This window comes from uncultured Friedmanniella sp., from assembly GCF_964244285.1.
Lineage (GTDB): Bacteria > Actinomycetota > Actinomycetes > Propionibacteriales > Propionibacteriaceae > Microlunatus.
The window spans coordinates 40,463-64,831 of the sequence record NZ_CAXTHT010000013.1 but is presented as its reverse complement, the minus strand read 5'-3'; the positions used below and the strand labels follow the sequence as shown (position 1 = coordinate 64,831).

Annotated in this window: 20 protein-coding genes; 11 read left to right on the top strand and 9 right to left on the bottom strand. The window is 73.1% G+C overall.

The annotated features are described in order from the left end of the window. On the top strand, nucleotides 1-561 hold a 561-nt coding region (gene leuD / locus ACFE7W_RS19230; RefSeq protein WP_375426440.1), incomplete at its 5' end, for a 3-isopropylmalate dehydratase small subunit. After that, entirely contained in the window at nucleotides 558-1,112 is a 555-nt protein-coding gene (locus ACFE7W_RS19225; protein WP_375426439.1) for an HU family DNA-binding protein, read from the top strand. The genes leuD and ACFE7W_RS19225, both read left to right, overlap by 4 nt. Before the next feature lie 3 nt (nucleotides 1,113-1,115). Here ACFE7W_RS19225 and cofC read toward each other — a convergent pair whose 3' ends face one another. After that, a complete protein-coding gene (cofC, locus tag ACFE7W_RS19220; RefSeq protein ID WP_375426438.1) occupies nucleotides 1,116-1,961 on the bottom strand; it encodes a 2-phospho-L-lactate guanylyltransferase in 846 nt (281 codons plus the stop codon). A gap of 90 nt (nucleotides 1,962-2,051) precedes the next feature. Between cofC and ACFE7W_RS19215 the strand changes: the two genes are divergently transcribed. Next, on the top strand, nucleotides 2,052-2,825 hold the full coding sequence (locus tag ACFE7W_RS19215) for a lysophospholipid acyltransferase family protein (RefSeq protein WP_375426437.1): 774 nt from the start codon (nucleotides 2,052-2,054) through the stop codon (nucleotides 2,823-2,825). Next, nucleotides 2,822-3,817, top strand: coding sequence for an NAD(P)H-dependent glycerol-3-phosphate dehydrogenase (locus tag ACFE7W_RS19210; protein ID WP_375426436.1), 996 nt, complete (start codon nucleotides 2,822-2,824; stop codon nucleotides 3,815-3,817). The genes ACFE7W_RS19215 and ACFE7W_RS19210 overlap by 4 nt, the downstream gene beginning before the upstream one ends. Nucleotides 3,818-3,853: 36 nt before the next feature. On the opposite strand, the gene ACFE7W_RS19205 is transcribed toward ACFE7W_RS19210, so the two are convergent. After that, nucleotides 3,854-4,810: a hypothetical protein gene (locus ACFE7W_RS19205; protein WP_375426435.1), complete on the bottom strand. Its 957-nt coding sequence runs from the start codon at nucleotides 4,808-4,810 to the stop codon at nucleotides 3,854-3,856. A 128-nt stretch (nucleotides 4,811-4,938) separates the two neighbouring features. Beyond that, on the bottom strand, nucleotides 4,939-6,093 hold the full coding sequence (locus ACFE7W_RS19200) for a trans-sulfuration enzyme family protein (RefSeq protein WP_375426434.1): 1,155 nt from the start codon (nucleotides 6,091-6,093) through the stop codon (nucleotides 4,939-4,941). A gap of 108 nt (nucleotides 6,094-6,201) precedes the next feature. On the opposite strand from ACFE7W_RS19200, the gene ACFE7W_RS19195 reads away from it, so the two are divergent. After that, entirely contained in the window at nucleotides 6,202-7,332 is a 1,131-nt protein-coding gene (locus tag ACFE7W_RS19195) for a D-alanine--D-alanine ligase family protein (RefSeq protein ID WP_375426433.1), read from the top strand. A 25-nt stretch (nucleotides 7,333-7,357) separates the two neighbouring features. On the opposite strand, the gene ACFE7W_RS19190 is transcribed toward ACFE7W_RS19195, so the two are convergent. Further along, entirely contained in the window at nucleotides 7,358-7,795 is a 438-nt protein-coding gene (locus tag ACFE7W_RS19190; protein WP_375426444.1) for a DUF3515 domain-containing protein, read from the bottom strand. A 38-nt stretch (nucleotides 7,796-7,833) separates the two neighbouring features. Then, entirely contained in the window at nucleotides 7,834-8,070 is a 237-nt protein-coding gene (locus tag ACFE7W_RS19185) for an Lrp/AsnC family transcriptional regulator (RefSeq protein ID WP_375426432.1), read from the bottom strand. 160 nt (nucleotides 8,071-8,230) lie between these two features. Between ACFE7W_RS19185 and ACFE7W_RS19180 the strand changes: the two genes are divergently transcribed. Both ACFE7W_RS19180 and ACFE7W_RS19175 read left to right on the top strand, forming a co-directional pair. Beyond that, nucleotides 8,231-9,202, top strand: a complete 972-nt coding sequence (locus ACFE7W_RS19180; RefSeq protein ID WP_375426443.1) for a thiamine-phosphate kinase — start codon at nucleotides 8,231-8,233, stop codon at nucleotides 9,200-9,202. A gap of 50 nt (nucleotides 9,203-9,252) precedes the next feature. Further along, on the top strand, nucleotides 9,253-11,871 hold the full coding sequence (locus tag ACFE7W_RS19175; RefSeq protein WP_375426431.1) for a DNA translocase FtsK: 2,619 nt from the start codon (nucleotides 9,253-9,255) through the stop codon (nucleotides 11,869-11,871). A 4-nt stretch (nucleotides 11,872-11,875) separates the two neighbouring features. On the opposite strand, the gene ACFE7W_RS19170 is transcribed toward ACFE7W_RS19175, so the two are convergent. The 3 genes from ACFE7W_RS19170 to ACFE7W_RS19160 are packed head-to-tail and all read right to left on the bottom strand — an operon-like array spanning nucleotide 11,876 to nucleotide 16,289. Beyond that, entirely contained in the window at nucleotides 11,876-12,295 is a 420-nt protein-coding gene (locus ACFE7W_RS19170; protein ID WP_375426430.1) for a barstar family protein, read from the bottom strand. Further along, nucleotides 12,285-14,822: a DEAD/DEAH box helicase gene (locus ACFE7W_RS19165; RefSeq protein WP_375426429.1), complete on the bottom strand. Its 2,538-nt coding sequence runs from the start codon at nucleotides 14,820-14,822 to the stop codon at nucleotides 12,285-12,287. The genes ACFE7W_RS19170 and ACFE7W_RS19165 overlap by 11 nt, the downstream gene beginning before the upstream one ends. Before the next feature lie 48 nt (nucleotides 14,823-14,870). Next, nucleotides 14,871-16,289, bottom strand: coding sequence for a hypothetical protein (locus tag ACFE7W_RS19160; RefSeq protein ID WP_375426428.1), 1,419 nt, complete (start codon nucleotides 16,287-16,289; stop codon nucleotides 14,871-14,873). A 157-nt stretch (nucleotides 16,290-16,446) separates the two neighbouring features. On the opposite strand from ACFE7W_RS19160, the gene rimO reads away from it, so the two are divergent. From rimO to ACFE7W_RS19140, 4 genes are all read left to right on the top strand, one after another. Continuing rightward, entirely contained in the window at nucleotides 16,447-17,988 is a 1,542-nt protein-coding gene (gene rimO / locus ACFE7W_RS19155; protein WP_375426427.1) for a 30S ribosomal protein S12 methylthiotransferase RimO, read from the top strand. After that, the gene (gene pgsA / locus ACFE7W_RS19150) at nucleotides 17,981-18,568 is read left to right on the top strand and encodes a CDP-diacylglycerol--glycerol-3-phosphate 3-phosphatidyltransferase (protein WP_375426426.1); all 588 of its coding nucleotides are present in this window, start codon (nucleotides 17,981-17,983) and stop codon (nucleotides 18,566-18,568) included. Before rimO ends, pgsA begins: the two co-directional genes overlap by 8 nt. Continuing rightward, nucleotides 18,565-19,059: a CinA family protein gene (locus ACFE7W_RS19145; RefSeq protein ID WP_375426425.1), complete on the top strand. Its 495-nt coding sequence runs from the start codon at nucleotides 18,565-18,567 to the stop codon at nucleotides 19,057-19,059. Before pgsA ends, ACFE7W_RS19145 begins: the two co-directional genes overlap by 4 nt. A gap of 97 nt (nucleotides 19,060-19,156) precedes the next feature. Continuing rightward, nucleotides 19,157-19,450, top strand: a complete 294-nt coding sequence (locus ACFE7W_RS19140; RefSeq protein WP_375426424.1) for a helix-turn-helix domain-containing protein — start codon at nucleotides 19,157-19,159, stop codon at nucleotides 19,448-19,450. 236 nt (nucleotides 19,451-19,686) lie between these two features. Here ACFE7W_RS19140 and ACFE7W_RS19135 read toward each other — a convergent pair whose 3' ends face one another. Further along, entirely contained in the window at nucleotides 19,687-24,333 is a 4,647-nt protein-coding gene (locus tag ACFE7W_RS19135) for an ATP-dependent helicase (protein ID WP_375426442.1), read from the bottom strand. Between the last annotated feature and the right edge of the window lie 36 nt (nucleotides 24,334-24,369).

The window sequence follows — 24,369 nt, the reverse complement described above, 5'->3', positions numbered from 1 at the left end:
CGCAGCAACGTCGACACCGACCAGATCATCCCGGCGGTCTACCTCAAGCGGGTGACCAAGACCGGCTTCGAGGACGGCCTGTTCGCCGCCTGGCGCAACGACCCGGCCTTCGTGCTCAACGCCCCGCAGTATGCCGGCGCCACGATCCTGGTGCCCGGACCGGACTTCGGCACCGGTTCGTCGCGCGAGCACGCCGTCTGGGCGCTGCAGAACTACGGCTTCAAGGTCGTCATCGGCGCCCGCTTCGGCGACATCTTCCGCGGCAACTCCGGCAAGGCCGGCCTGCTGATCGCGCTGGTCGACCAGAAGATCGTCGAGGAGCTGTGGGACTACATCGAGGCGCACCCGGCCGCGCCGATCACGGTCGACCTGGACCAGCGGCTGATCACGGCCGAGGGCTTCTCCACCCCGTTCGAGATCGACGACTACACCCGCTGGCGGCTGCTGGAAGGCCTCGACGACATCGGGCTGACCCTGCGTCAGGCTGACAGGGTCACCGCCTACGAGCAGGACCGTCCGTCCTTCAAGCCCGTCACCCGTCTGGTAGGACAGTCCGCATGAACAAGTCCGAGCTCGTCGAGGCCCTGGCCACCCACTACGACGGCAGCCGGGCCGACGCCACCCGTGCGCTGAACGCCTTCGTCCACACCATCAGCTCGGCCACCGCGGCGGGCGAACGGGTGGCGATCACCGGGTTCGGCGTCTTCGAGCGCGTCGAGCGCCCGGCGCGCACGGTCCGCAACCCTCGGACCGGGGAGCGGTTGGACGTCGCGGCCACCGCCGTGCCGCGGTTCCGGGCCGGGACCGAGCTCAAGGCCTACGTCTCGGGTGCCCGTCCCGTGCCCGAGCTCGCCGCCGCGCCGACGACGCGCCGGTCGAGCGCTCCGGTGGCCGAGCCGGCCCCGACCGAGCCGGCCGCCCTCGCGGAGCCGAAGGCCGAGGCCACCGTCAAGAAGGCCGCCACGATCACGAAGAGCAAGACCGACAAGGTCAAGCCGAAGCCGAAGGACGCCAAGAAGAGCAAGGGCGACAAGAAGGGCAAGGACGACAAGAAGAGCAAGGTCGACAAGAAGAGCAAGGTCGACAAGAAGAGCAAGGGCAAGAAGAAGTAACCCTCACATCCAGGCGGACAGCACGACGCCGTCCGCCTGGACGGCGTGCAGTCGCTGACCCGGCCGCAGCCGACGCAGCCCGTCGGCCAACGCCTCGGCGGGCAGCCGTACCCGGTAACCGGCCGCGGTGAGGGCGACCGCCCGACCACGATCATCGGTGTGCTGGGTGGTCGTGATCACCGTGAAGGTGGCCAACCGGCCCGTCTGCGGATCCATCAGCGCCTGCGTCGCCGCACCCAGACCCAGCAGGGCGGCCGGACCAAGATCAACTTCGCTGTCCACGTCCTGACGGGCGTCCGGAACGGGTCCAGGCAGCCGGCTCTGGTCCAGGTCCACCGCGCCGGAGGCCGCGTGAGCGGCGGCCGAGGGTCCGGAGAACCGTGGGTCGAGCGGGGCCCCGCCGGTGATCAACATCGTGGTACCGAAGCCGGAGGCGTCGGCGAGGAACGCGCGTCCACGCTCGGGTGCCGCAGCCAGGACGGCGCGGACGGAGTCGGGCCGTAGCGCCGGCAGGTCCCCGACGCAGGCCAGGACCGAGCGGTGTCCGCCCGCCTGCAGCAGCGCGGCCCCCCGGCTCAGTGCCTCATTGAGGCCGACGGCTCCGGCGTCCCCGACCACCCGCGCCCGGACGCCGGCCCGGGCGAGCCGACTGGTCAGCGCGGGCTGGTCGCTGACCACCAGCACGGCGTCGACCGCCGCGCCCAGAGCCCGCAGCGTGTCGACAGCCATCGTCCAGGCCAGCCGACGGCGCAGCGGGTCAGGCAGCGTGCCCAGACGCGACTTCGCGTACGCCACCGGCTTCAGGGCGACCAGGGCGGCGGTATCCCCACCCGACGCGTCCATGATCATCGAATGCTGCCACGGCCGCCCGGCCGGTGTTCCCATAGGGTGAGGCCCGCCGGGGCCGGAGGGCCGGACGAGCAGGGAAGCGGGGACGCCATGGGAGGCTCGGGCGACGCCCCCACGACGGTGCTGAGGCCGCTGCGCGAGGCCAACGTCGAGCCGGGCGAGCGGGCGATCTTCCGGACGGTCAGCCTGCTGCACGCCGTGGCTCGACCGCTGACCCGGCTGGACTGGCGGCAGCAGGACCGGCTGCCCCGGACGGGCGGGGTGATCATCGTGGCCAACCACATCTCCAACGTCGACCCGATCGCGCTGGGCCAGTACCTCGCCTTCTCGGGTCGCTGGCCGCGGTTCCTGGCGAAGGCCTCGCTGTTCCGCGTCCCGGTCGTGGGGGCGGTGATCCGCGCCTGCGGGCAGATTCCCGTGCAGCGGCACTCCGCGGCCGCGAAGGACGCGCTCGCGGCGGCCGTCACCGCCGTCGACCAGGGACGGGCGGTCGTCGTCTATCCGGAGGGCACGATCAGCCGCGATCCCGACCTCTGGCCGATGCGGGGCCATACCGGCGCGGCCCGGATCGCGTTGGCGACCCGAGCGCCCGTGGTCCCGGTCGGTCAGTGGGGAGCCCAGGACATCCTGTACGGCAACCATCTCGGCGTGCCCCGGCTGCTGCCGCGCAAGACGTTCCGGCTGGTCACCGGTGAGCCCGTCCCGCTCGACGACCTGCGGGAGGGACCGGTGACGGCCGAGGTGCTGGCCGAGGCGACCACCCGGATCATGGACGCGATCACCGCGCTGGTGGCCGAGCTCCGGCAGGACGAACCGCCGGCGGTGCGTTTCGACCCGCGGCAGCCAGCCGGGGTGGCGCCGTGAGCCGGGTCGCGGTGATGGGTGCCGGGTCGTGGGGGACGGCGTTCGCACTGGTGCTGAGCGACGCCGGCAACGACGTGACGCTCTGGGCGCGGCGCCCCGAGCTGGCCGCGGCCATCAACGCCGAGCACCAGAACCCGGACTACTTCTCCGGGGTTGCGCTGCCGCCGTCGCTGTGCGCGGTGAGCGACCCGGCGGAGGCCATGGAGGGTGCCGAGCTCGTCGTGCTCGGGGTGCCGTCCCAGTCCCTGCGGCCCAACCTCAGCCACTGGCCGATCCCCTCGGACGCGATCGTGGTCAGCCTAGCCAAGGGCATCGAACGTGGCACCGGCCTGCGGATGAGCCAGGTGGTCGCCGAGGCCGGCGGTATCGACGCGGAGCGGATCGCGGTGGTCACCGGTCCGAACCTGGCCCGTGAGATCGCCGAGCGGCAGCCCTCGGCCAGCGTGGTGGCCAGCACGTCGGAGGCCACGGCCGCGGCGTTGCAGCAGGCCTGCCACACCCCGCGGTTCCGCGCCTACACCAACACCGACGTGATCGGCTGCGAGCTCGGCGGGGCCACCAAGAACGTGATCGCGCTGGCCGTGGGGATGGCGATCGGCCTGGGTTTCGGGGCCAACGCGACCGCCTCGGTGATCACCCGCGGGCTGGCGGAGATCACCCGGCTCGGTCAGGCCCTGGGCGCCGACCCGTACACGTTCTCCGGGCTCGCCGGGCTCGGTGACCTGGTGGCGACCTGCTCCTCGCCGCTGTCGCGCAACCGCACGTTCGGCGAGGAGCTAGGCCGCGGTCGGACCGTCGCCGAGATCAGCGCCTCCACCCGCCAGGTCGCCGAGGGCGTCCTCTCCTGTGCCTCGATCCAGGCCCTCGCCGCCGCGCAGGAGGTCGAGATGCCCATCGTCGACGCCGTCGCCGCGGTGGTGGGCGGCGAGCTGACCCCCGCCGAGCTGATGACCACGCTGATGTCCCGCTCCGCCAAGCCCGAGCGCTACTGATCGTGAAGCTCGGTGCCGCGAAGTCGCGGCACGCGACTACACCATCCCGAACTCGGTGAGCGGAATCTCGGCGCACAGGGGACACCGGCTGGGCAGGCCGGCCCAGCCACGGGCGGCCAGCACCGAGCCGACCTGCCAGGCGACGGCGCAGGGTGATCCGGCGATGTCGCGAGAGCCGTACCGCAGTGACGCCTCGCCGGCGAGGGTCGCCACGTTGTCGCGTCGCATGTCGCGGAAGGCGCCGAGCCCGGTGTGACCGAGGCGGCCATCGAGCTCGACGACCAGCCGGTACTGCTCGTAGACGACGTCACGCAGGTACGGACGGCCCGCGCGCTGCTGACGGTGTCCGGTCGGGAGATGGTGCGCTCGCTCGACGTCACACAGGTAGCGCTGTTCCAAGGGCGACCGGACACCCCCGGCCACGTCACCGAGCAGCTCCTCCAGAAGCTTCCGGCGACTGTGCCGGGACCGACCCCGCAGTGCGAGCCGGAGTCTGGCTGCCGAGGTGTGGCGCGTTCCTACGGCGAGAGTCAACAGGTCCACCAGCGCGGCTGGGTCCCCGCCCTCGGCGAGGTCGAGGACCACGTCCTCGATCGGCAGCCGGGGCGGTGAGCCGGGTGAGCGGGGCGAGCGCACTCCCGACCGCTCGCGGCGGAACTCCCAGGGCGACCGGCTGAGGATCGGGTTGGACAGCGGCACCATCACGGTGATCGGGACCGGCGGTTCGGCGAGGATGCCGTGCAGGTGCGCTGCGGCCCGGCCGCCGATTCGGGCCGCCTCGCCGCCGAGCAGGACGCCGGCCCAGGCGTAGCTGTTCCAGCCGGCGGCTGCTGCGCTGGTGAGGTAGACCGGCCCGTCCAGCCGTTGCCACTCACCGCTGCCGACCAGTCGCTGCCGCGAGTGCCGGCCCAGTCCGAGCAGCTCGGCCTGGGCCAGGCTCACGACACCGGCCTGGGCTGCGGCCAGCGAGCAGCTGGGACGAGGGATTCTCACGTGCGTACACGGCTCGAGTGTGGGTGGCCCGCGACTCTCGCGGCAGGGGGTCGGAGCCGATCTGTGGACAACTTCTCCGACGGTGAAGCTCCGTGCCGCGTAGTCGCGGCGCCCGCCTTCACGATCTCTCAGGACAGCGGGTCGAGCGCTTGCTCCAGATCGGACCAGAGGTCCTCGACGTGCTCCACCCCGACCGACAGCCGGACCAGGCCCTCGGGGACGCTCGTCAGCTCGCCGGCCCAGCGGCGGCGGCGCTCGAGCATCGACTCGACGCCGCCCAGGCTGGTCGCGAAGACCCAGAGCCCCGTGGCGGCGACGAAGGCGTCGGCGGACGCGGCGTCGGCGAGCTCGACCGACATCACCGACCCGAAGCCGGACATGGTCCGGGCCGCCCGCTCGTGGCCGGGGTCGCCCGGCAGACCGGGGTAGCGGACGCGCTGCACGGCGGGGTGCGCCGCCAGCCGCTCGGCCAGCACGCCGGCGTTCGCCTGGGCCTGGTTCAGCCGCAGGGGCAGGGTCCGCAGCCCGCGGAGCGCGAGGTAGGCCTCCATCGTGCCCGGGGTGGCGCCGTGCGAGCGGCGAACCGCCTGCAGGGCCGCGAACGTCGCGGTGTCGGACTCCCGCAGCACGAGCGCGCCGAGCAGGGCGTCGGAGTGGCCGGCGATGAACTTGGTCACCGCGTGCAGCACGATGTCGGCCCCGACGCTCAGCGGCTGCTGCAGCAGGGGGGTGGCGAAGGTGTTGTCGACCACCAGCCGGACGCGTCCGGCCAGGGCTGCGCCGATCGCCGGCAGGTCCGCCACCTCGATCATCGGGTTGGTGGGCGACTCGACCCAGACCAGGTCCGCGCCCTCGGCGGCCGCGAGCACCGCGTCCGTGTCGGCGACGTCGACACGATGCACCGTCCAGCCGTAGCGGGCCGCCCGCTGGTCGACCGCCGCCGCCACCCCGAGGTAGCAGGTGTCCGGGAGCACGACGGTGCTGCCGGGCTCGACCAGCTCGAGCACCGCGTGGGCGGCGGCCATCCCCGAGGAGAACGTGATCGCCTGCCCGCCCTCGAGAGCGCCGATGCCCTCCTCGAGCGCCTGCCAGGTCGGGTTGCCGTAGCGGCCGTAGCCGAGCGAGCCGTCGGTGGTGTCGAGGCTGCCGACGTAGGTCGAGGCGAAGGTCACGGGCGTGTTCAGCGGTGCGTCCGCCTCGGCCGCCGGACGACCGGCGGCGACGGCCACCGTCTCGGGGCGCCAGGCCTTGGCGGCGACGGGGGAAGGTGAGTCCGAGGTCATGGAGCCCAGTCTGCGCGTCGGCCGGGCGGCCCCGGACCCCGCCGGTAGGGTTCTGGCCGGAGCCGTGCCTGCGGCCACCGTACGGACTCCTCAGGGCGGAAGGTGTCGATGGCTGAGGATCGCACCCGCGTCGCGGTCGTCTTCGGCGGCACCAGCAGCGAGCACGGCGTCTCGTGCCTGACCGCCGCCGGGGTCCTGGGTGCCCTGGATCCGGACCGCTACGAGGTCCTCGGTATCGGCATCACCCCCGCCGGACGCTGGGTGCTGGTCGAGCCCGCCGCCATGGCGCGGCTGCAGGTGAGGGACGGGCGGCTGCCGGTGCTGGGCGAGGACGCCGCGGACGCGGTCCTGCTGCGCGAGGACGGCCGGACGGAGCTGGCCACCCGCGCGCCGGCCGGACCCGGACGCGCGGCCCTGGCCGAGCTCGGCCGGATCGACGTGGCCCTCGTGCTGCTGCACGGGCCGTTCGGCGAGGACGGCACCATCCAGGGCCTGTTCGAGATGATGGGCACCCGCTACGTGGGTGCCGGCGTCCTGGCCAGTGCGGTCGGGATGGACAAGCACGTGATGAAGCTCGTCCTCTCGGCCTCCGGCCTGCCCGTCGGACCTTTCGTCCCCGTCCCTGCGGCGGCCTGGGGCCGGGACCGGGCTGCCTGCCTGGAGGCGGTCGCCGCGCTCGACCTGCCGGTCTTCGTCAAGCCGGCCCGGGGTGGCTCCAGCCTCGGCATCACCAAGGTCGACCGGGCGGAGGACATCGCGGCCGCCGTCGTCGAGGCGCAGCGCTTCGACCCGAAGGTCATCGTCGAGCAGGGCTTCGTCGGAGCCCGCGAGCTCGAGTGCGGGGTCCTGGCCGACCTGGACGGCGGTGTCCCCGCCGCCAGTCAGGTGGCCGAGATCCGCGTCCACAGCGCCTCCGGCTTCTACGACTTCGAGGCCAAGTACCTCCCCGAGGAGCAGGTGGCCCTCGACGTTCCCGCCGACATCCCCGCCAGTCTCGCCGCCCGGGTGCAGGACCTCGCCGTCCGGACCTTCGAGGCGATCGGCTGCGAGGGGCTGGCGCGCGTGGACGTCTTCGCCACGGCCGACGGCCGGGTCGTGGTCAACGAGATCAACACCATGCCCGGCTTCACCGCCCACTCCATGTTCCCCCGGATGTGGGCGGCCAGCGGCCTGGACTACCCCGCCCTGCTCGACCGCCTGATCCAGCTCGCCCTGCAGCGTCCGCTCGGCCTCCGCTGACGTATTCCCTGAGCCTGTCGAAGGGCTACTGGCAAGCACGCTCGAGGGGGTCGTGGGCACTGACGACCCCGGCGACGTCGACCAGCGCGCCCGCCCCGGAGGTGTAGTGGCTCGGCACGCCCAGCTCGACGAAGACCCGGCGGCCGATGGTGGTGTAGAGCGTCCCGTTCTCGGCGTCCTCGGCGAACCAGCCGACCCCGTCCACCTCCGTGCACTCGCTGCTGGTCGTCAGGGTCGGTGGGGCCGTCACACCGCAGCTCAGGGTGATGGGCGGGTCGCCCCAGGCCGCGGTCAGTCCACCGGGCTTGGTCGGCCGGCGGGTGCCGTCCAGGACGGTCGCGGGCAGGTCGGCCAGCAGGCTGGCGCAGACCGCACGTCCGGCGTCGTCCGGCGTCGGGTCGGGCAGGGCGACCGTCCCGGAACAGCCCGTCAGCAGGACGGCGGCGGCGGCAGCCGCGACCAGCCGAGCCGGGATCCGCGGCCGGCGAAGAGCTGCCAGCCTCAGAGGTGGACCACGTTGCAGGTAACGGTCCGGGTGATGCCCGGGATCTTCTGCACCCCGCGGGTGACCAGCTGGGCGAGCTCGTCGACGCTGGGCGCCTCGAGCGTCACGATCACGTCGTAGGGGCCGGTCACGTCCTCGGCGCCGGCGACGCCGGTGAGGTCGGCGATGGCCTGGGCCACCTGGGCGGACTTGCCGACCTCGGTCTGGACCAGGACGTAGGCCTTGACGACCATGAGTGTCTCCGCTTCGTTGCTGTGCTCGTGGGTGATCGGCGTTCGTCGGGCTCGCGCAGGACCGACCGGCCACCGCGTACGCTCGCGGCGTGCGTCACGCTATCGCGTCCGCCTGCCTGGGGGCAGGTCCGTGCTGTCGGTGGGCCCGTTGACGGCCTCGCTGAGTGCGGCCGCCACGCTCGGCGAGATCGGCGAGTGGGCGGTGATCGAGGCGCTGATCGGGGACCTGACGCCCGCCGCCGACGTGCTGCTCGGTCCGGGGGACGACGCGGCGGTGCTGGCCGTCGACGGGCCCGTGGTCACCTCCGTCGACGTGCTGGTGGAGAACGTGCACTTCAAGCTCGGCTGGTCCGACCCCGGCGACATCGCCCGCAAGGCCATCGCGGTCAACGTGGCCGACCTCGAGGCGATGGGAGCCCGGGCCACCGGCATCGTGGTCGGCTTCTCCGCACCGCCCCAGCTGCAGCTGCGCTGGGTGCGCGAGTTCGGCGCCGGTCTGCGCCAGGAATGCGCGGCGGCCGGCGTCAGCCTGCTGGGCGGCGACGTCACCCGCTCCCGCGACATTACCGTCAGCGTCACCGTGCTCGGCGGGCTCGACGGCCGTCCGCCCGTCCGCCGCAGCGGTGCCCGTCCCGGCGACGTGGTCGCGCTCTGCGGCCGGACGGGCTGGGCGGCGGCCGGGCTGGCCGTGCTGCAGCGCGGGTTCCGCTCGCCGCGGGCCGTCGTCGCGGCCCAGAGGGTGCCGGAGGTGCCCTACGGTGCCGGAGCGCGCGCGGCCCTGGCCGGCGCCACCGCGATGATCGACGTCTCGGACGGACTGGTCGGCGACCTGGGTCATCTGGCGTCCGCGTCCGCGGTGGTGGTCGACCTGCACCGGGGGGCCTTCGAGGTGCCCGAACCGCTGCAGGCCGTCGCCGCGGCGACCGGCGCGGACCCGTACGCGCTGCTGCTGACCGGGGGAGAGGACCACGCACTCGCCGCGACCTTCCCCGGCGCGGCCGCCGTGCCTGCGGGCTGGCGGGTGGTCGCCACGGTGTCCGCGCCGACCGTCGAGCAGCCGGCGGGCGTGATGGTGGACGGTGCGCCCTGGACCGGCGGCGGGGGCTTCGACCACTTCGGCCCCCGCTCCTGACCCGGCGGGTTGAGCCGGGTCGGGTCGCTCCGATCGCGTAGCCTGCCCGCATGGCGACCCGCGCGTCTTCCCCACCGCGGCCTCGTAGCACTTCGGCGACTTCCGGGTCGTCTGCGAAGCCGCGGTCGTCCGGAAGCACCTCCACCCGATCCTCGACGTCCGCGCGCGCGCCGCAGCCCCGGTCGGGAGGTTCCCGGACCCGCAGCTCGACGCCGGCCACCCGGCGCCCGCCGGCCCGGAACGGCTCCTCGGCGTCCTCGCGCCGGCGCCCTCCCCGGCCCTCGGCGCTACGCCGGCTGGCTCGCGGTCTCGGTCGGATGTGGCTGGGGCTGGCCCACCTCATCGGCGCGGGCGCCCGCAGGATCGGGTCCGGCGCGCGTGACATCGACCCGGCCCTGCGTCGCGACGGGGTCGGGCTGTTCCTCATCGGCGCCGCCATCGTGGTGGCCGCCGAGTTCTGGTGGGGCATCCCGGGTCGGGTCGGGCACGTCATCCACGTCGGCGTCGCCGGTGTGATCGGGACGCTCGCCTACGCCGCCCCGCTGCTGCTGCTGCTGATGGCGGTCCGCACCCTGCGGCACCCCGACCGCAACGGCCCGGGCGGTCGACAGGCGGTCGGCTGGACCGCGGTCCTCTTCGGCTTCCTCGGCCTGGTCAACATCGCCCACGGGCTGCCGCGCACCAACGCACCGGACCGGCTGCGCGAGGCCGGCGGCATCCTCGGCTACCTCTCCTCGAGCATGCTCAGTGACCTGCTGACCGTCTACGTCGCTGTGCCGCTGCTCGTGCTGCTCACCCTCTTCGGCGTCCTCGTGGTCGTCGGCATCCCGCTGCACGAGATCCCCGAACGGGGCCGCGCCCTGCTCGACCGCGTCCGGCGCTCGCCCTCCGACGAGGACGGGGCTCCCGGCGAGAGCCTGGAGTTCGGCGTCGACCAGGCCTACGACACTCCCGTGGTGGCCGAGCCGAAGCCCCGGCGACGGGGTGCGTCCGCGATCGAGGCGGGCGCGACCCCAGCCGTCCCGGACGCCGCTGACGACATGGACGACGACGACGAGCCGACCCGGTCCGTCCCCAGGCCCGTCACGGCGGGGCTGCCGGCCGGGGTCACCGTGCACGGTCTCGACGACGCCGAGGCCGAGCTCGAGGCGCCGCCGCACACGCCGCCCCCGCCGCGGGTCGAACAGCTGCAGCTCTCCGGCGACGTCCAGTACCTGCTGCCCGATGCCGCTGCGCTCAAGCCCGGCAGCGTGCACAAGGCCCGGACCGAGGCCTCCGACGCGGTGGTCCACCGGCTGACCGAGGTGCTCGAGCAGTTCGAGATCGACGCCCGGGTCACCGGCTACAGCCGCGGCCCGACGGTCACCCGCTACGAGGTCGAGCTGGGCCCGGCGGTGAAGGTCGAGAAGGTGACGGCCCTCAGCAAGAACATCGCCTACGCGGTGGCCAGCGCCGACGTGCGGATCCTGTCCCCGATCCCGGGCAAGTCCGCGATCGGGATCGAGATCCCCAACCTCGACAAGGAGGTCGTCTCCCTCGGCGACGTGCTGCGCTCCGGCTCGGCCCGCAACGACCACCACCCGATGACGGTCGGCCTGGGCAAGGACGTCGAAGGCGGGTTCGTGGTGGCCAACCTGGCCAAGACCCCGCACCTGCTGGTGGCCGGGGCCACCGGCTCGGGCAAGTCCAGCTTCGTCAACTCCATGATCACCTCGGTCCTGATGCGAGCCACCCCGGACGAGGTCCGGATGCTGATGGTCGACCCGAAGCGGGTCGAGCTGACGGCGTACGAGGGCGTCCCGCACCTGGTCACGCCGATCATCACCAGCGCCAAGAAGGCCGCGGAGGCCCTGCAGTGGGTCGTCCGCGAGATGGACATGCGCTACGACGACCTGGCCGCTTTCGGGTTCCGCCACATCGACGACTTCAACAAGGCGGTCCGGGCGGGTTCGGTCAAGCCCCTGCCGGAGTCCGAGCGCGAGCTCACGCCCTACCCGTACCTGCTGGTCATCGTGGACGAGCTGGCCGACCTGATGATGGTCGCGCCGCGAGACGTGGAGGACTCGATCGTCCGGATCACCCAGCTGGCCCGCGCCGCGGGGATCCACCTGGTGCTGGCGACGCAGCGACCGAGCACCGACGTGGTCACCGGCCTGATCAAGGCCAACGTGCCCAGCCGGCTGGCGTTCGCGACCTCCTCGATGACCGACTCCCGGGTCATCCTCGACCAGCCCGGCGCGGAGAAGCTCGTGGGCCAGGGCGACGGGCTGTTCCTGCCGATGGGCTCGAGCAAGCCGATCCGCATCCAGGGTGCCTGGGTGACCGAGAACGAGGTGCGCCAGGTCGTCGCGCACGTCACCGCGCAGCTCAAGCCGACCTACCGCCCCGACGTCGCCGCGGCCCCGGAGGCCTCGACGAAGGTGGCCGAGGACATCGGCGACGACCTCGACCTGGTGGTCCAGGCCGCCGAGCTGATCGTGAACCTGCAGCTGGGCTCCACCTCGATGCTGCAGCGCAAGCTTCGGGTCGGCTTCGCGAAGGCCGGCCGCCTGATGGACATCCTGGAGACCCGGGGTGTCGTCGGCCCGTCCGAGGGGTCCAAGCCTCGCGAGGTACTGGTCAAGCCGGACGAGCTCGACGTCGTGCTGGACAACCTGCGCCTGGGCTGACCCCTCAGCCGCCCGCGGTGTCGCCGTCCGTCACCAGCAGGGTCGTGAAGGTGCCCGGTCCGGGATTGTCGGCCCACCGGCGGGAAGCGTCGGCCAGGACCCGCAGCAGCACCTCACGCTGCTCGGGACTGTCCCGCAGCAGCCGATCGGCCCGGTGGACGACCAGCAGGCAGGCCGGCCGGTCCAGCCAGCTGAGGTCGTTGAGGGCGTCGTAGAGGGCGTCCCAGTTCCGGCCGAACCAGGACGGTAGCGACCACGCGGTCGCTGCCTCGTCAAAGAAGGCGGAACGGTCGGCCGCACGCTCGCCTCGCAGCTCCAGGACCGTCCCCTCCGGGTGCTCCGCACGCCAGAGGGCAAGGGCCTCGCCGAGCTGATCGGGCTCCAGCCAGGTCAGCCCGTCGGCCCCCGGCTCCTCACCAGCCACCGAGCTGCCCCACCTCGGTGATCCGGACCACGGCGGTGCCCTCGGCGTCGCTGGCGGCGAGGTCGACCTCGGCGCTGATCCCCCAGTCGTGGTCGCTGGCGGGGTCGTCCAGGATCTGCCGGACCAGCCAGCGCCCCGGCTCCTCGGTGACCAGCAGCAGCGCCGGTCCGCGGGCGCCGGCGCCGGTCTGGATGGCGCCGTGCTCGGCGAAGTAGGGCTCGAAGGTCACGGCCCACTCGTCGGCGGAGAGGAACTCCCCGTCCAGCTCGCCGAGGTCCCACCAGCGGCGCCGGGCGGCCAGCTCGACCCGGCGGAAGAGGGCGTTGCGGACCAGCACCCGGAAGGCCCGACGGTTCGCCGTGACCGGCGGCGTCCGGTCCTCGAGCCCGCCGGGTGCGACGGGGCTCACCTCGGCCCCCGGGTTGCGCAGCTGCTCCCACTCCTCGAGCAGGCTGGAGTCGACCTGCCGGACCAGCTCGCCCAGCCAGGAGATCAGGTCGGTCACGGCCTCGGTCCGGGCCTCCTCGGGCACGGTCTGGCGCAGCGCGCGGTAGGCGTCGGCCAGGTAGCGCAGCACGATCCCCTCGGCCCGCGCGAGGCCGTAGAAGCTGACGTACTCGGTGAACGTCATCGCCCGCTCGGCGAGGTCACGGGCCACCGACTTCGGCGACGGCGTGCTGTCCAGCACCCACGGGTGGGTCTGGCCGTAGGACTCGTACGCGACCCCGAGCAGCTCGGCCAGCGGCCGGGGGTAGGTGATGTCCTCGAGCAGCACCATCCGCTCCTCGTACTCGAGCCCGTCGGTCTTCATCTCGGCAACGGCCTCCCCGCGGGCCTTGGACCGTTGGGCGCTGAGGATGGGCCGCGGGTCGTCGAGCGTGGCCTCCAGCACGGAGAGGACGTCGAGGGCGTAGTCGTCGGAGTCACGGTCCAGCAGCTCCAGGCAGGCCAGGGCGAAGGGGGAGAGCGGCTGGTTCAGCGCGAACTCCGGCTGTAGGTCGACGGTCAGCCGCGCGGTCCGTCCAAGCGGGTCGGGCTGCGGGAGCTGCTCGACGATGCCGGATTCCAGCAGTCCACGGTAGATCGAGAGCGTCCGGTGGATGTGGCCCCGACGGCGTCCGGCGGGCTCGTCGTTCTCGGTCAGCAGGTGCCGCATCGCCGGCCAGCAGTCCCCGGGGCGGTTGACCACGTTGAGCAGCATCGCGTGGCTGACCGTGAACGAGGACTCCAGGGGCTCCGGCTCGGCCTCGACCAGTCGCTCGAACGTCGGCAGGCCGTACCCGACGGTGCCCTCCGGCGGCTTCTTGCGGACGACCTTCCGGCGCTTCTTCGGGTCGTCGCCGGCCTTGGCGAGCGCCTTCTCGTTGGCGACCACGTGATCGGGCGCCTGGACGACGACGGTGCCCGAGGCGTCGTAGCCGGCCCGTCCCGCCCGGCCGCCGATCTGGTGGAACTCGCGCGCGGTCAGCAGCCGTGGCTTGACCCCGTCGTACTTGCTCAGCGAGGTGAGCAGCACCGTCCGGATCGGCACGTTGATGCCGACGCCGAGCGTGTCGGTGCCGCAGATGATCTTGAGCAGCCCGGCCTGGGCCAGCAGCTCGACCAGCCGGCGGTACTTGGGCAGCATCCCGGCGTGGTGGACGCCGATGCCGTTGCGGACCAGCCGGGAGAGCACCTTGCCGAACCCGGCGGTGAAGCGGAAGCCACCGATCAGGTCCGCGATCTGGTCCTTCTCCTCCCGCGTCGTCACCCGCAGGCTGTTCAGCGCCTGCGCCTGCTCGATCGCGGCCGCGCGGCTGAAGTGGACGACGTAGATCGGTGCCTGGTGGGTCGCCAGCCGCTCCTCGATGGTCTCCAGCAGGGTGCTGGTGACGTACTCGTGCTGCAGCGGCACCGGTCGCGTCGTCGAGGTGACGGCGGCGGTCGGCCGTCCCGTGCGGCGGGTCAGGTCGTCGACGAAGCGCGTGACGTCGCCGAGGGTGGCCGACATCAGCAGGAACTGGGCGTGCGGGAGCTCCAGCATCGGCACCTGCCAGGCCCAGCCGCGCTCGGGGTCGGCGTAGTAGTGGAACTCATCCATCACCACCATGGCGACGTCGCTGGCCGCGCCCTCGCGGAGCGCGAGGTTGGCGAGGATCTCGGCGGTGCAGCAGATGATCGGGGCACCCGCGTTCACCGTGGCGTCGCCGGTCATCATGCCCACCTGGTCGACCCCGAACACTTCGACGGCGGCGAAGAACTTCTCCGAGACCAGCGCCTTGATCGGCGCGGTGTAGAAGGTGCGACGGGGTCTCCCGTCCCCCGACCCGGCCGCCAGGGTGGCGAACTGGGCGGCGGTGGCCACCAGGCTCTTGCCCGAGCCGGTCGGGGTGGACAGGATCACGTTCGAGCCGGAGACCAGCTCGATCACGGCCTCGCTCTGCGCGGGGTAGAGCTCCCAGCCCCGGTCGGCGGCCCAGCCGGAGAAGGCCTCGAAGACCGCGTCGGGTCCGGGATCGGCGGGGACGAGGTCGGTGAGCAGCGGCATGACCCCCTGATCGTCCCATCCCGGAGTCGGTGGGCGCGCTCGGCCGGGTCAGCGCGGGAACGCGGCCTGGGCGTCGAACCAGGTGCCGGGCTGGTCGAGGTCGGGCGCCAGTTGCACAGCTCGCGCCGTCTGCAGGACGCGGGCGGTACGCCGGATCTTCTCCGCACCGCTGAGGGAGGCCTCCGGGTTGTTGATGGCGGCGCAGACGGTCCGGGAGCCGACGGGCCAGCAGACCGCCGTCTCGTCCACGTCGTCACTCATCCGGCCGGCGGTGCCATTGATGTCGACCCGCCGCCCGGAGACGGCCCCGGCGTCGGTCATGGCCACCAGCCCGACGAAGACGGCGTCGGGGGACTCCTCGGTCGCGCCCCGCGGGGTCACCAGGATGCCGATGGTGCCGGAGTAGTCGAGGTAGCTCTGCACCTGGTCCTGCTCGGGCAGCCGGTTCAGGTCGAAGGGCACCCGCACCGGGGTGCGGGCGAACTGCACCTGGCCGGCCAGGTCCAGCAGCACCCGGTCACCCGGCGAGTCGTCGCACTGGGCCAGCGCCGAGGTCCGCGGCCCGACGGACCACCAGAGCCCCGCGTCGGTGTCGTCGGTGGCCGCCACGAAACGGGCCGGTCCCTCACCGAGCGTCGCCTTGCGGCCCGCCGGGACGGGGATGCGCCCCGACGCGGTGGTCACGGTGACCGAGCAGGTGGCCTCCGGCTTGGCCGCCTCCGTCACGGCCAGCAGCTCCTGGCCGGCGGACAGCTGGAGGCCCTGGAAGCTGAACGGGCCCTGCGCCGCCAGCTGCACGGTCGAGATCCACTCCCCGTACGGGCGGGCGTACGGCTGGGCGCGCCAGAGTCCCGGCAGCACGGTCGCGGCTGCCACCAGTGCGGACGCGGCCATGCTCGCCAGCACGAGGCGGGAGCGAGTCCGTCGCCTCCGCGCGGTGAAGCGACGCTCGGCCTCGCGGACCGCCCCGGCGGCGGGAGGGTGAGCCCGCCACAGCGCCTGCTCGACCTCGTACGGCTCGGCCTCGGCCGTCGTCGCCGCCTGCTCCAGCGCCCGGGCCACGGCTGCGGGTGAGCGGTCGGTGACCCGGGCCAGCTCGGCCAGGGTCACGTGCTCGGCGTGTCGGAGCACCAGCAGCGTGCGCCCCAACGGGTCGAGCCGGGCCAGCCGGGTCTCGGTGTCGGGTCGGTGGTCAGGGCCGCGTGGCTGGTCGGGGTCGGTCTGCTGGTCGGGGCCGGTCTGCTGGTCGGGGTCAGGCGGTGCAGCGGAGCCCGAGGTCGAGGAGCGCCGGCGTCGCAGGACGCGCTGCACGAGCAGGGCGCGGCGGTCCTCGAGACCGTCGTCGTCGGGCCGAGCCGGCCGGCGGGCGAGGACGGCGACCTCGCCCAGGAGCTCGGCGGCGTGGCGGTCATCCCCGGTGAGGACGCGGGCCAGCCGTCCCAGCGCCTCGTCCGGCTCCTCGGGCACCCACCCCACCTCCGCCGTCATCGTAGGCGGCCGTCCCACTCGCCCCCCAGGTCGCGGGACGTGTTGACCCCGGGTCGGCGGGCGGCCGTCGAGGCGGGAGGGTCCACCCTCCTGACCTCGTGAGGCCCCGCCCGGATCGGTCATACTGGGTCCCGTCATGCCTGCCTCTGCCGCGCCCACCACGCCCCTTCGTCGGTCTGCGGCCGGTGTCCCGCTCGCCGTGCACCTGGTGACCCTGGGGTGTGCCCGCAACGAGGTCGACTCCGAGGAGCTGGCGGCCCGGCTCGAGGACGGCGGCTTCCGGCTGGTGGCCGACGCCGAGGCCGCGGATGCGGTGATGGTCAACACCTGCGGTTTCGTGGAGGCGGCCAAGAAGGACTCCGTCGACACGCTCCTCGCGGCGGCTGACCTCAAGGAGGGCGGCCGGCCCCAGGCCGTCGTCGCGGTCGGCTGTCTGGCCGAGCGCTACGGCGCCGACCTGGCCGAGTCGTTGCCCGAGACCGACGCGGTGCTCAGCTTCGACGACTACGCCGACGTCGCGGACCGGCTGCAGTCCATCCTCAACGGGCACGTCCACACCCCGCACGTCCCGCGCGACCGGCGCAAGCTGCTGCCCGTCTCACCGACCGCCCGTCGGGCCGCGGTGGCCGGTCACGCGGTGCCGGGCCACGGGTCGGTCCGGCAGTCCTCTGACCTCGAGCTGCCGGCCGGCGTCGCACCCGCCAGCGGCCCCCGGACCCTGCGGCGCCGCCTGGACGGCGGCGCGACCGCGCCGCTGAAGATCGCCTCGGGCTGCGACCGGCGCTGCACCTTCTGCGCCATCCCGGCCTTCCGCGGCGCGTACGTGTCCCGGACCCCGGAGGAGGTGCTCGCCGAGGCCCGTTGGCTGGCCGACCAGGGCGTCCGTGAGCTGTTCCTGGTGAGTGAGAACACCTCCTCCTACGGCAAGGACCTCGGCGACCTCCGGGCGCTCGAGACGCTGCTGCCCCAGCTGTCGGCCATCGACGGGCTGGAGTGGATCCGCGTCTCCTACCTGCAGCCGGCCGAGGTGCGGCCCGGGCTCGTCGAGGCCATGACCGGCACCGACAAGGTGGTCCCGTACTTCGACCTGTCCTTCCAGCACGCGGCTCCCGCGGTCCTGCGGCGGATGCGGCGGTTCGGGGACCCCGACTCCTTCCTGGCCCTGATCGCCTCGATCCGGGCGTTGGCGCCCACGGCCGGCATCCGGAGCAACGTGATCGCCGGCTTCCCGGGCGAGACCGACGCCGACGTGGCTGTGGTCGCGGACTTCCTGACCGAGGCCGGGCTGGACGCCGTCGGCGTCTTCGGCTACTCCGACGAGGACGGCACCGAGGCCGCCGGTCTGGATGCTCAACTCTTGGAGGAGGTTGTCGAGGAGCGGCGGGTCATGCTCACCGACCTGGTCGACGAGCTGGTGACCCAGCGGGCCGAGCAGCGGATCGGTGAGACCGTCCGGGTGCTGGTCGAGGAGGTGGGGAGCGACGGCGTCGTGGGCCGGGCCGCCCACCAGGGCCCCGATGTGGACGGCTCGGTCCGGGTCGAGGGCGACGTGGCCGACCTGGCTGTCGGCGATCTGATCACCGCGGCCGTCGTGGCCAGCGAGGGCGCTGACCTGGTCGCGGCGTACCGGACGGGCGACGGCCGCAGGCCTGCGCCCGGCCAGGCGTCCCGTGGCTGAGACGGCCGGGCCTGAGGTCAGGCCGGAGAGCAGCTCCTGGAACGTCCCCAACGCCCTCACCGCCCTGCGGATCGTCCTGGTCCCTGTCTTCGCCTGGATGCTGCTGGCTCACCCCGACGCGTCCGGCTGGCGGGTGGCCACCGCGGCTGTCTTCCTGGGCGCGATCCTGACCGACTCCCTCGACGGCCACCTCGCCCGCAAGTACCACCTGGTCACCCGGTTCGGGAAGCTCGCCGACCCGATCGCCGACAAGGCGCTGACCGGGATGGCCTTCATCGGGCTGTCGGTCATCGGCGAGCTGTGGTGGTGGGTGACCGTCGTCATCCTGGTCCGCGAGTGGGGGATCACGGCGATGCGGTTCGTCGTGCTGCGGTACGGCGTGATGGCCGCGGGCCGGGGCGGCAAGGTCAAGACCGTCCTGCAGGCGGTGGCGCTGATCCTCTACCTGCTGCCCCTGCCGGGTTGGGCACACCTCGTCGCGCAGGTCGTGATGGCCGCGGCCTTCGTGGTCACCGTCGTCACCGGCCTGGACTACGTCCGCGACGCCGTCCGGTTGCGGCGGAGCGCCCGAACGACGTGAGCGCGGCGGCTGCGGTCCTCGCCGCGCTGCGCGAGCGGTCGGAGACGCTGGCGACCGCCGAGTCGCTGACCGGCGGCCTGATCGGTGAGCTGCTGACCGGCGTCCCCGGGGCCTCCGCCGCCTACGTCGGCGGTGTGATCAGCTACGCGACGCGGCTGAAGGCGACCCTCGCCGATGTGGACCCCGCGACCCTGGCCGAGCTGGGACCGGTGGCGGCCCGGACGGCCGCCGAGATGGCGGCGGGAGTCGCCGGCCGCTGCGGCGCTGACTGGGGCCTCGCGGTCACGGGGGTGGCGGGGCCCCAACCGCAGGACGGGCATCCCGTCGGCCAGGTCTTCGTGGCCGTCGCGCACCCCGCCTCGGGACCGCCGCAGGTCCGGGAGCTGCGGCTGGTCGGCACCCGCAGTGAGATCCGGGCCCAGACGGCGGAGGCGGCGCTGGCGCTTCTGGCCGAGGCACTGGGAATGCCGGACCCGACGGCCGGCGTTTGAGGTCGTGGGTACGGACCTCGACGACCAGACTGAGCGTGGTCGGCTCTGGGTCTGTCGGACCGGGTGGGTAGAATTCGGCCATGGATGAGGAGAACTGATGAAACCGGTGCTGGTGCGGGAGCTCATCGGCGAGTCCCTGCGCGAGGAGCGGGTTGCTCAAGCACGGACGCTACGTGAGGTCTCGAAGGCTGCACGGGTCTCCCTCGGCTACCTCTCCGAGGTCGAGCGCGGCCAGAAGGAAGCCTCCAGCGAGCTGCTCGCCTCGATCTGCGGGGCTCTGGAGCTGCCCCTGTCGGTGGTCCTGAGCGTGGTCAGCGAGAAGATGGCCATGTACGAGCGCGTCACCACCCTCCCCGTCCGCGCCATCGCCCCCCAGGCCGCCGCGGCCTGATCCCGGCTCGAGGCCTCATCGTTCGTGTCGGTTTCCGTTTTCTGACGTCCACTTCACAGCCCCTCGCGCAGATCAGGCCTGCGCGGAGGGCTGCGAGGTGACCCGTAGGCGTGTGAAGTGACGGGCGGCCCTCAGGCCGGAGAGTAGGGCCGGCGGGTCCAGCAAGGCTGCCGGGATCGCCGGGATCGCCGGGAACGCAGGAGTCGAAGCCGTCGCAGCGGTCGCGGGGTCTGGCTTCAGGGGCTCGGGCGCAGCCGAAGGCCTTGCGGGGTCATCCGGAAGCCGGCCTGCTGCAGGGCGTCGCTCACCAGGGGAGAGCCGAAGACGTGGCCACCGTCAGCCTTCTCGACACTCAGCTTGCCCAACAACCCCCGCTGGACCGAGCTGGCCAGCGCGGTCGCCGCCGGCGCCAGTAGCCGTGGGTCCTCGGCGAAGGACAGCAGCGTCTTGCCGCCTCTCTCCACGTAGAACACCAGCCCACCGTCCACCAGCACCACCAGGGCTCCGGCCTTGCGACCCGGTCGGTGACCTTCCCGTTCGGGCCAGGGAAGCGCGGCACCGTACGGGTTGGCGGCGTCACAGGCGGCCAGCACGAGCGCCTGCGGTGCCTCGGGCTCGCGGGAGTGGCTGCGCAACCGGTCGACCGCACCGCTCAGCGCGAACTGCGCTGCTCCGAGGCCCTCGATGAAGTACCCGCGTCGGCACTGCCCGGTCTCCTCGAGCGCGCTCAGGGCCCGGTAGGCGGCACCGAACCCGCCCTCGCCGTTCTCGGTCATCACGCTGCCGCGGCTGACCACGCCGTACCGGTCGAGCTGGGCGAAGACGTCGGCGGCCAGCCGGTCGGCCGGAGTGGTGCCGCTGCGCGCGACGAGAGACCAGCGACCCGCCGTGGTCGGTGAGGCGATCCGAGGGGAGCGGCCGGGGCGACCCAGACCGCCGCCGGCCAGCCGGGCCCGGTGCGTACGGGCGGTGGGACGGGTGGGGGCCTTGCGGTGCGCCCCACCCGCCAGCGCACGCAGCGGGGCGAATGTGTCCCCGGTGATCATGCCGGACCAGACCAGGTCCCAGAGCGCGCCGACCCACTCGCCCCGGTCGCCGAAGGAGTCCCGGGGCAGCAGGGAGTCGAAGAAGTACGCGCCACCGCCGGCCAGCGCCTCCAGCATCTCGCCGGCGTGCGCGTGCGCCGGCGCGGACCGGACAGCGTGCGGCTCCGCTCCGGCCACGTACCAACGCACCCAGCCGTCGCTCTCCCCGATCCCGCCGTCGCCGACCCAGAACACCTCGCCGCTGGCGGTCAGCTCGTCCAGCATCGCCGGGCGGTAGTCCGCAACCCGGGCGGGCAGGACCACCGACTCGACGGCGCTGGCGGGCATCGCGTAGCCCGAGAGCTGCTCCAGCGCGCCCAGGACGGCGTCGGTGCCGTAGCTGGACGACCCGACGCCCTGCCACTCGGTCAGGAAGCGGGCGTACGCCACCTGCTCGACCGGTTCGACCTCTCGTCGCAGCAGGGCCAGGGTCCGCCGCTTGACCAGTGCCAGCACGCGGCTGTGGCAGTACTGCCGTCGGTCCTGCCCGGCCTCGCCCTCCATCTCGACGAAGGAGCCGGCGACGACGGTGCCCGTTGCGACGAGGGAGTCGCAGGCCTGGTCGACGACCGAGCGGCCCAGCCCGTAGCGGGTGGCGACGGTGCCCGCCACGAAGGGTCCGTGCGTCCGGGCCCAACGCAGCACCAGATCCTCGATGGGGTGTGCGGAGGTCTCGGTGAAGCTCGCCGCCACCCCGGGCGGCACGGGGATGCCGAGCCCGTCGCGCAGCCGCGGCACGTCCTCGGCCACCGCGACCATCGCCACCCCGGCGATCCGGACCTCCACGACCCGCCGGTCCAGCAGCAGCTGCTCGAGGGCGACCTCGGGGTCGAAGTCCGGTGCCGAGCGCAGCCGCAGCTCACCCCGGCTGAACGGACCGGCAGTCCGCACCAGGTCGTAGAGGTGCTCGGCGGTCGTCGCCTGACGCTCGGCGGTCAGCCACTGCAGGTCGGCCTCGCTGCTGGCGATCACCCCGCCGTCCAGCAGCTCCTTCAGGCCGTCCTTGCCCAACAGCTCGGCCAGCAGGGTCGCGTCCAGGGAGAGGGCGGCCGCGCGCTTCTCGGCCAGCGGCACGTCCCCCTCGTAGACGAAGGCTCCGACGTAGCCGAAGAGGAGGGACTTGGCGAAGGGTGACGGCTCGGTCGTCTCGACCTCGACCAGCCGGATGGACCGGCTGGCGATCTGCCGCTGCACCTCGAGCAGGCCGTCCAGGTCGAAGACGTCGGTGAGGCACTCGCGCATCGTCTCGAGCACGATCGGGAAATCGGGGTACCGCGCAGCGACGGTGAGCAGCTGGGCTGCCCGCATCCGCTGCTGCCACAGGGGCGAGCGAGACTTCGGGTCGCGGCGGGGCAGCAGCAGCGCCCGGGCGGCGCACTCGCGGAAGCGGGCGGCGAACAGCGCGGACCCGCCGACCTCCTCGGTGACCACTGATTCGACCAGCTCGGGGTCGCAGATGATCAGGTCGGCCGTCGGGGGCTCGGACTCGGTGTCCGGGATCCGCAGCACCATGCCGTCGTTGGTGGCGGTGGCCTGGACCTCCAGCCCGTAGCGCTGGCGTGCGGCCGCCTCGACCGCGAGCGCCCACGGCGTCAGCACGCCGGTACCCAGCGCGGAGTGGACGCAGACGCGCCAGTCGCCCAGCTCGTCGCGGAACCGTTCGAAGACGATGGTCTGGTCCGTCGGCAGCGCCCCCGTGGCGGCGGACTGCTCGGTCAGATAGGTGACCAGGTTGCGGGCGGCGTACTCGTCCAGCCCGCTCTCGCGCAGTCGCGCGGTGGCTTTCGGCGCCGGCATGGTGCCCACCTCGCGGACGAACCCGCCGAACGCCCGGCCCAGCTCCAGCGGCCGACCCGGGGAGTCACCCTTCCAGAACGGGAGGCGTCCCGGGACGCCCGGGGCCGGGGACACCAGGACCTGGTCGTGGGTGATCTGCTCGACCCGCCAGCTGGTCGTGCCCAGGGTGAAGACGTCACCGACCCGCGTCTCGTAGACCATCTCCTCGTCGAGCTCGCCCACCCGGCGGCCGGGGGAGTGTCGACCGGACGCGTTTCCCTCGCCCACGATGAAGACGCCGAACAGGCCACGATCAGGGATCGTTCCGCCGGAGGTGACCGCCAGCCGCTGGGCCCCCGGCCGCGCGGTGAGCAGGCCGGTGTCGCGCTGCCAGACCAGTCGCGGCCGCAGCTCGGCGAAGTCCTCCGACGGGTAGCGCCCGCTGAGCATGTCGAGCACCGCCTCGAACGCGCTGTAGGGCAGGTCGCGGTAGCTGCCGGCCCGGCGGACCAGGGCGTACAGCTCGTCGACCTTCGTCTCCTGCCCCGAGACGATGGCGACGATCTGTTGCGCGAGCACGTCGAGGGGATTCCGGAGCTCGGCGACCTCCTCGATCGCGCCGACCCGCATTCGCTCGACGACCACCGAGGACTCGATCAGGTCGCCACGGTGGTTCGGGAAGAAGACGCCACGGGAGGTGGCCCCGACCTGGTGCCCCGCGCGGCCCACCCGCTGCAGGCCGCTGGCCACCGACGGCGGCGCCTCGACCTGGACGACGACGTCGACCGCGCCCATGTCGATTCCCAGCTCGAGGGAGGACGTGGCGACCACGCACGGGAGCAGGCCCGACTTGAGGTCGGACTCGATCTGGGCCCGCTGCTCCTTGCTGACCGAACCGTGGTGGGCGCGGGCGATGACCGGTCCCGAGCTGCCGTCGCGGCCGGACGAGGCGCCGGACTGGGCCATCACCTGGGCCGGCGGTCCGGGGTTCGCGGCTCGAGGGGCCGGTGAGCCGTCCTCCGAGGTCTCCCCCTGCCGCTCGGCGTACAGCTCGTTCAGGTGCGAGGTCAACCGCTCGCCCAGCCGGCGTGAGTTGACGAAGCAGATGGTGGAGCGGTGGCTGGTGATCAGGTCGAGGATCTTGTTCTCCACGTGCGGCCAGATCGACGGCGCCCGCGTCGGCGCCCGCTCGTCCTCCAACGTGGCGGTGGGACTCGAGGCCGAGGCGCCCAGATCGCTCATGTCCTCCACGGGCACCACGATCTGCAGGTCCCAGGACTTTTCCGCGGGCGGCGCGACGACGCGGACCGGGTGCGGCCCGCCGAGGTAGGTCGCGACCCGTTCCGGCGGCCGGACGGTCGCGGACAGCCCGATCCGCTGCAGGGGCCGGTGCGGCGTCTCGACGGTGCTGGACTGCTCGGAGGCGGACTCCGCCGTGAGCGTCTCCAACCGCTCCAGCGACAGCGCCAGGTGGGCACCCCGCTTGGTGCCGGCCAGCGCGTGCACCTCGTCCACGATGACCGTGCGGACCGAGCGCAGCACGTCGCGGGCGCTGGAGGTGAGCATCAGGAACAACGACTCGGGGGTGGTGATCAAGATGTCCGGCGGACGGGTGGCGATCGCCCGGCGCTCCGTCGGGCTGGTGTCACCGGAGCGGACGCCGACCGTGACGTTCGGCGGTGTCTGGTCCAGCCGGAGGGCCGTCTGGGTGATCCCGGCCAGCGGCGCCCGCAGGTTGCGCTCGACGTCGACCGCCAGGGCCTTGAGGGGTGAGACGTAGAGGACGCGGCACCGCTCCTTCGGCGGGGGCGGGTCGGAGCGGGTCAGGTCGTCCAGTGCCCACAGGAAGGCGGCCAGCGTCTTGCCGGAGCCCGTGGGTGCGATGACGAGCGCGTTGTCGCCGGCCGCCACCGCCTGCCATGCTCCGGCCTGGGCTGCGGTGGGGCGCGCGAAGACCTCCCGGAACCACGTCGCGGTGGCGGGGGAGAAGACATCGAGCACGTCCTTCGGCACGTCCCCCATACTGCCCGGCACCACTGACAGTTTCCCTCCGACGCC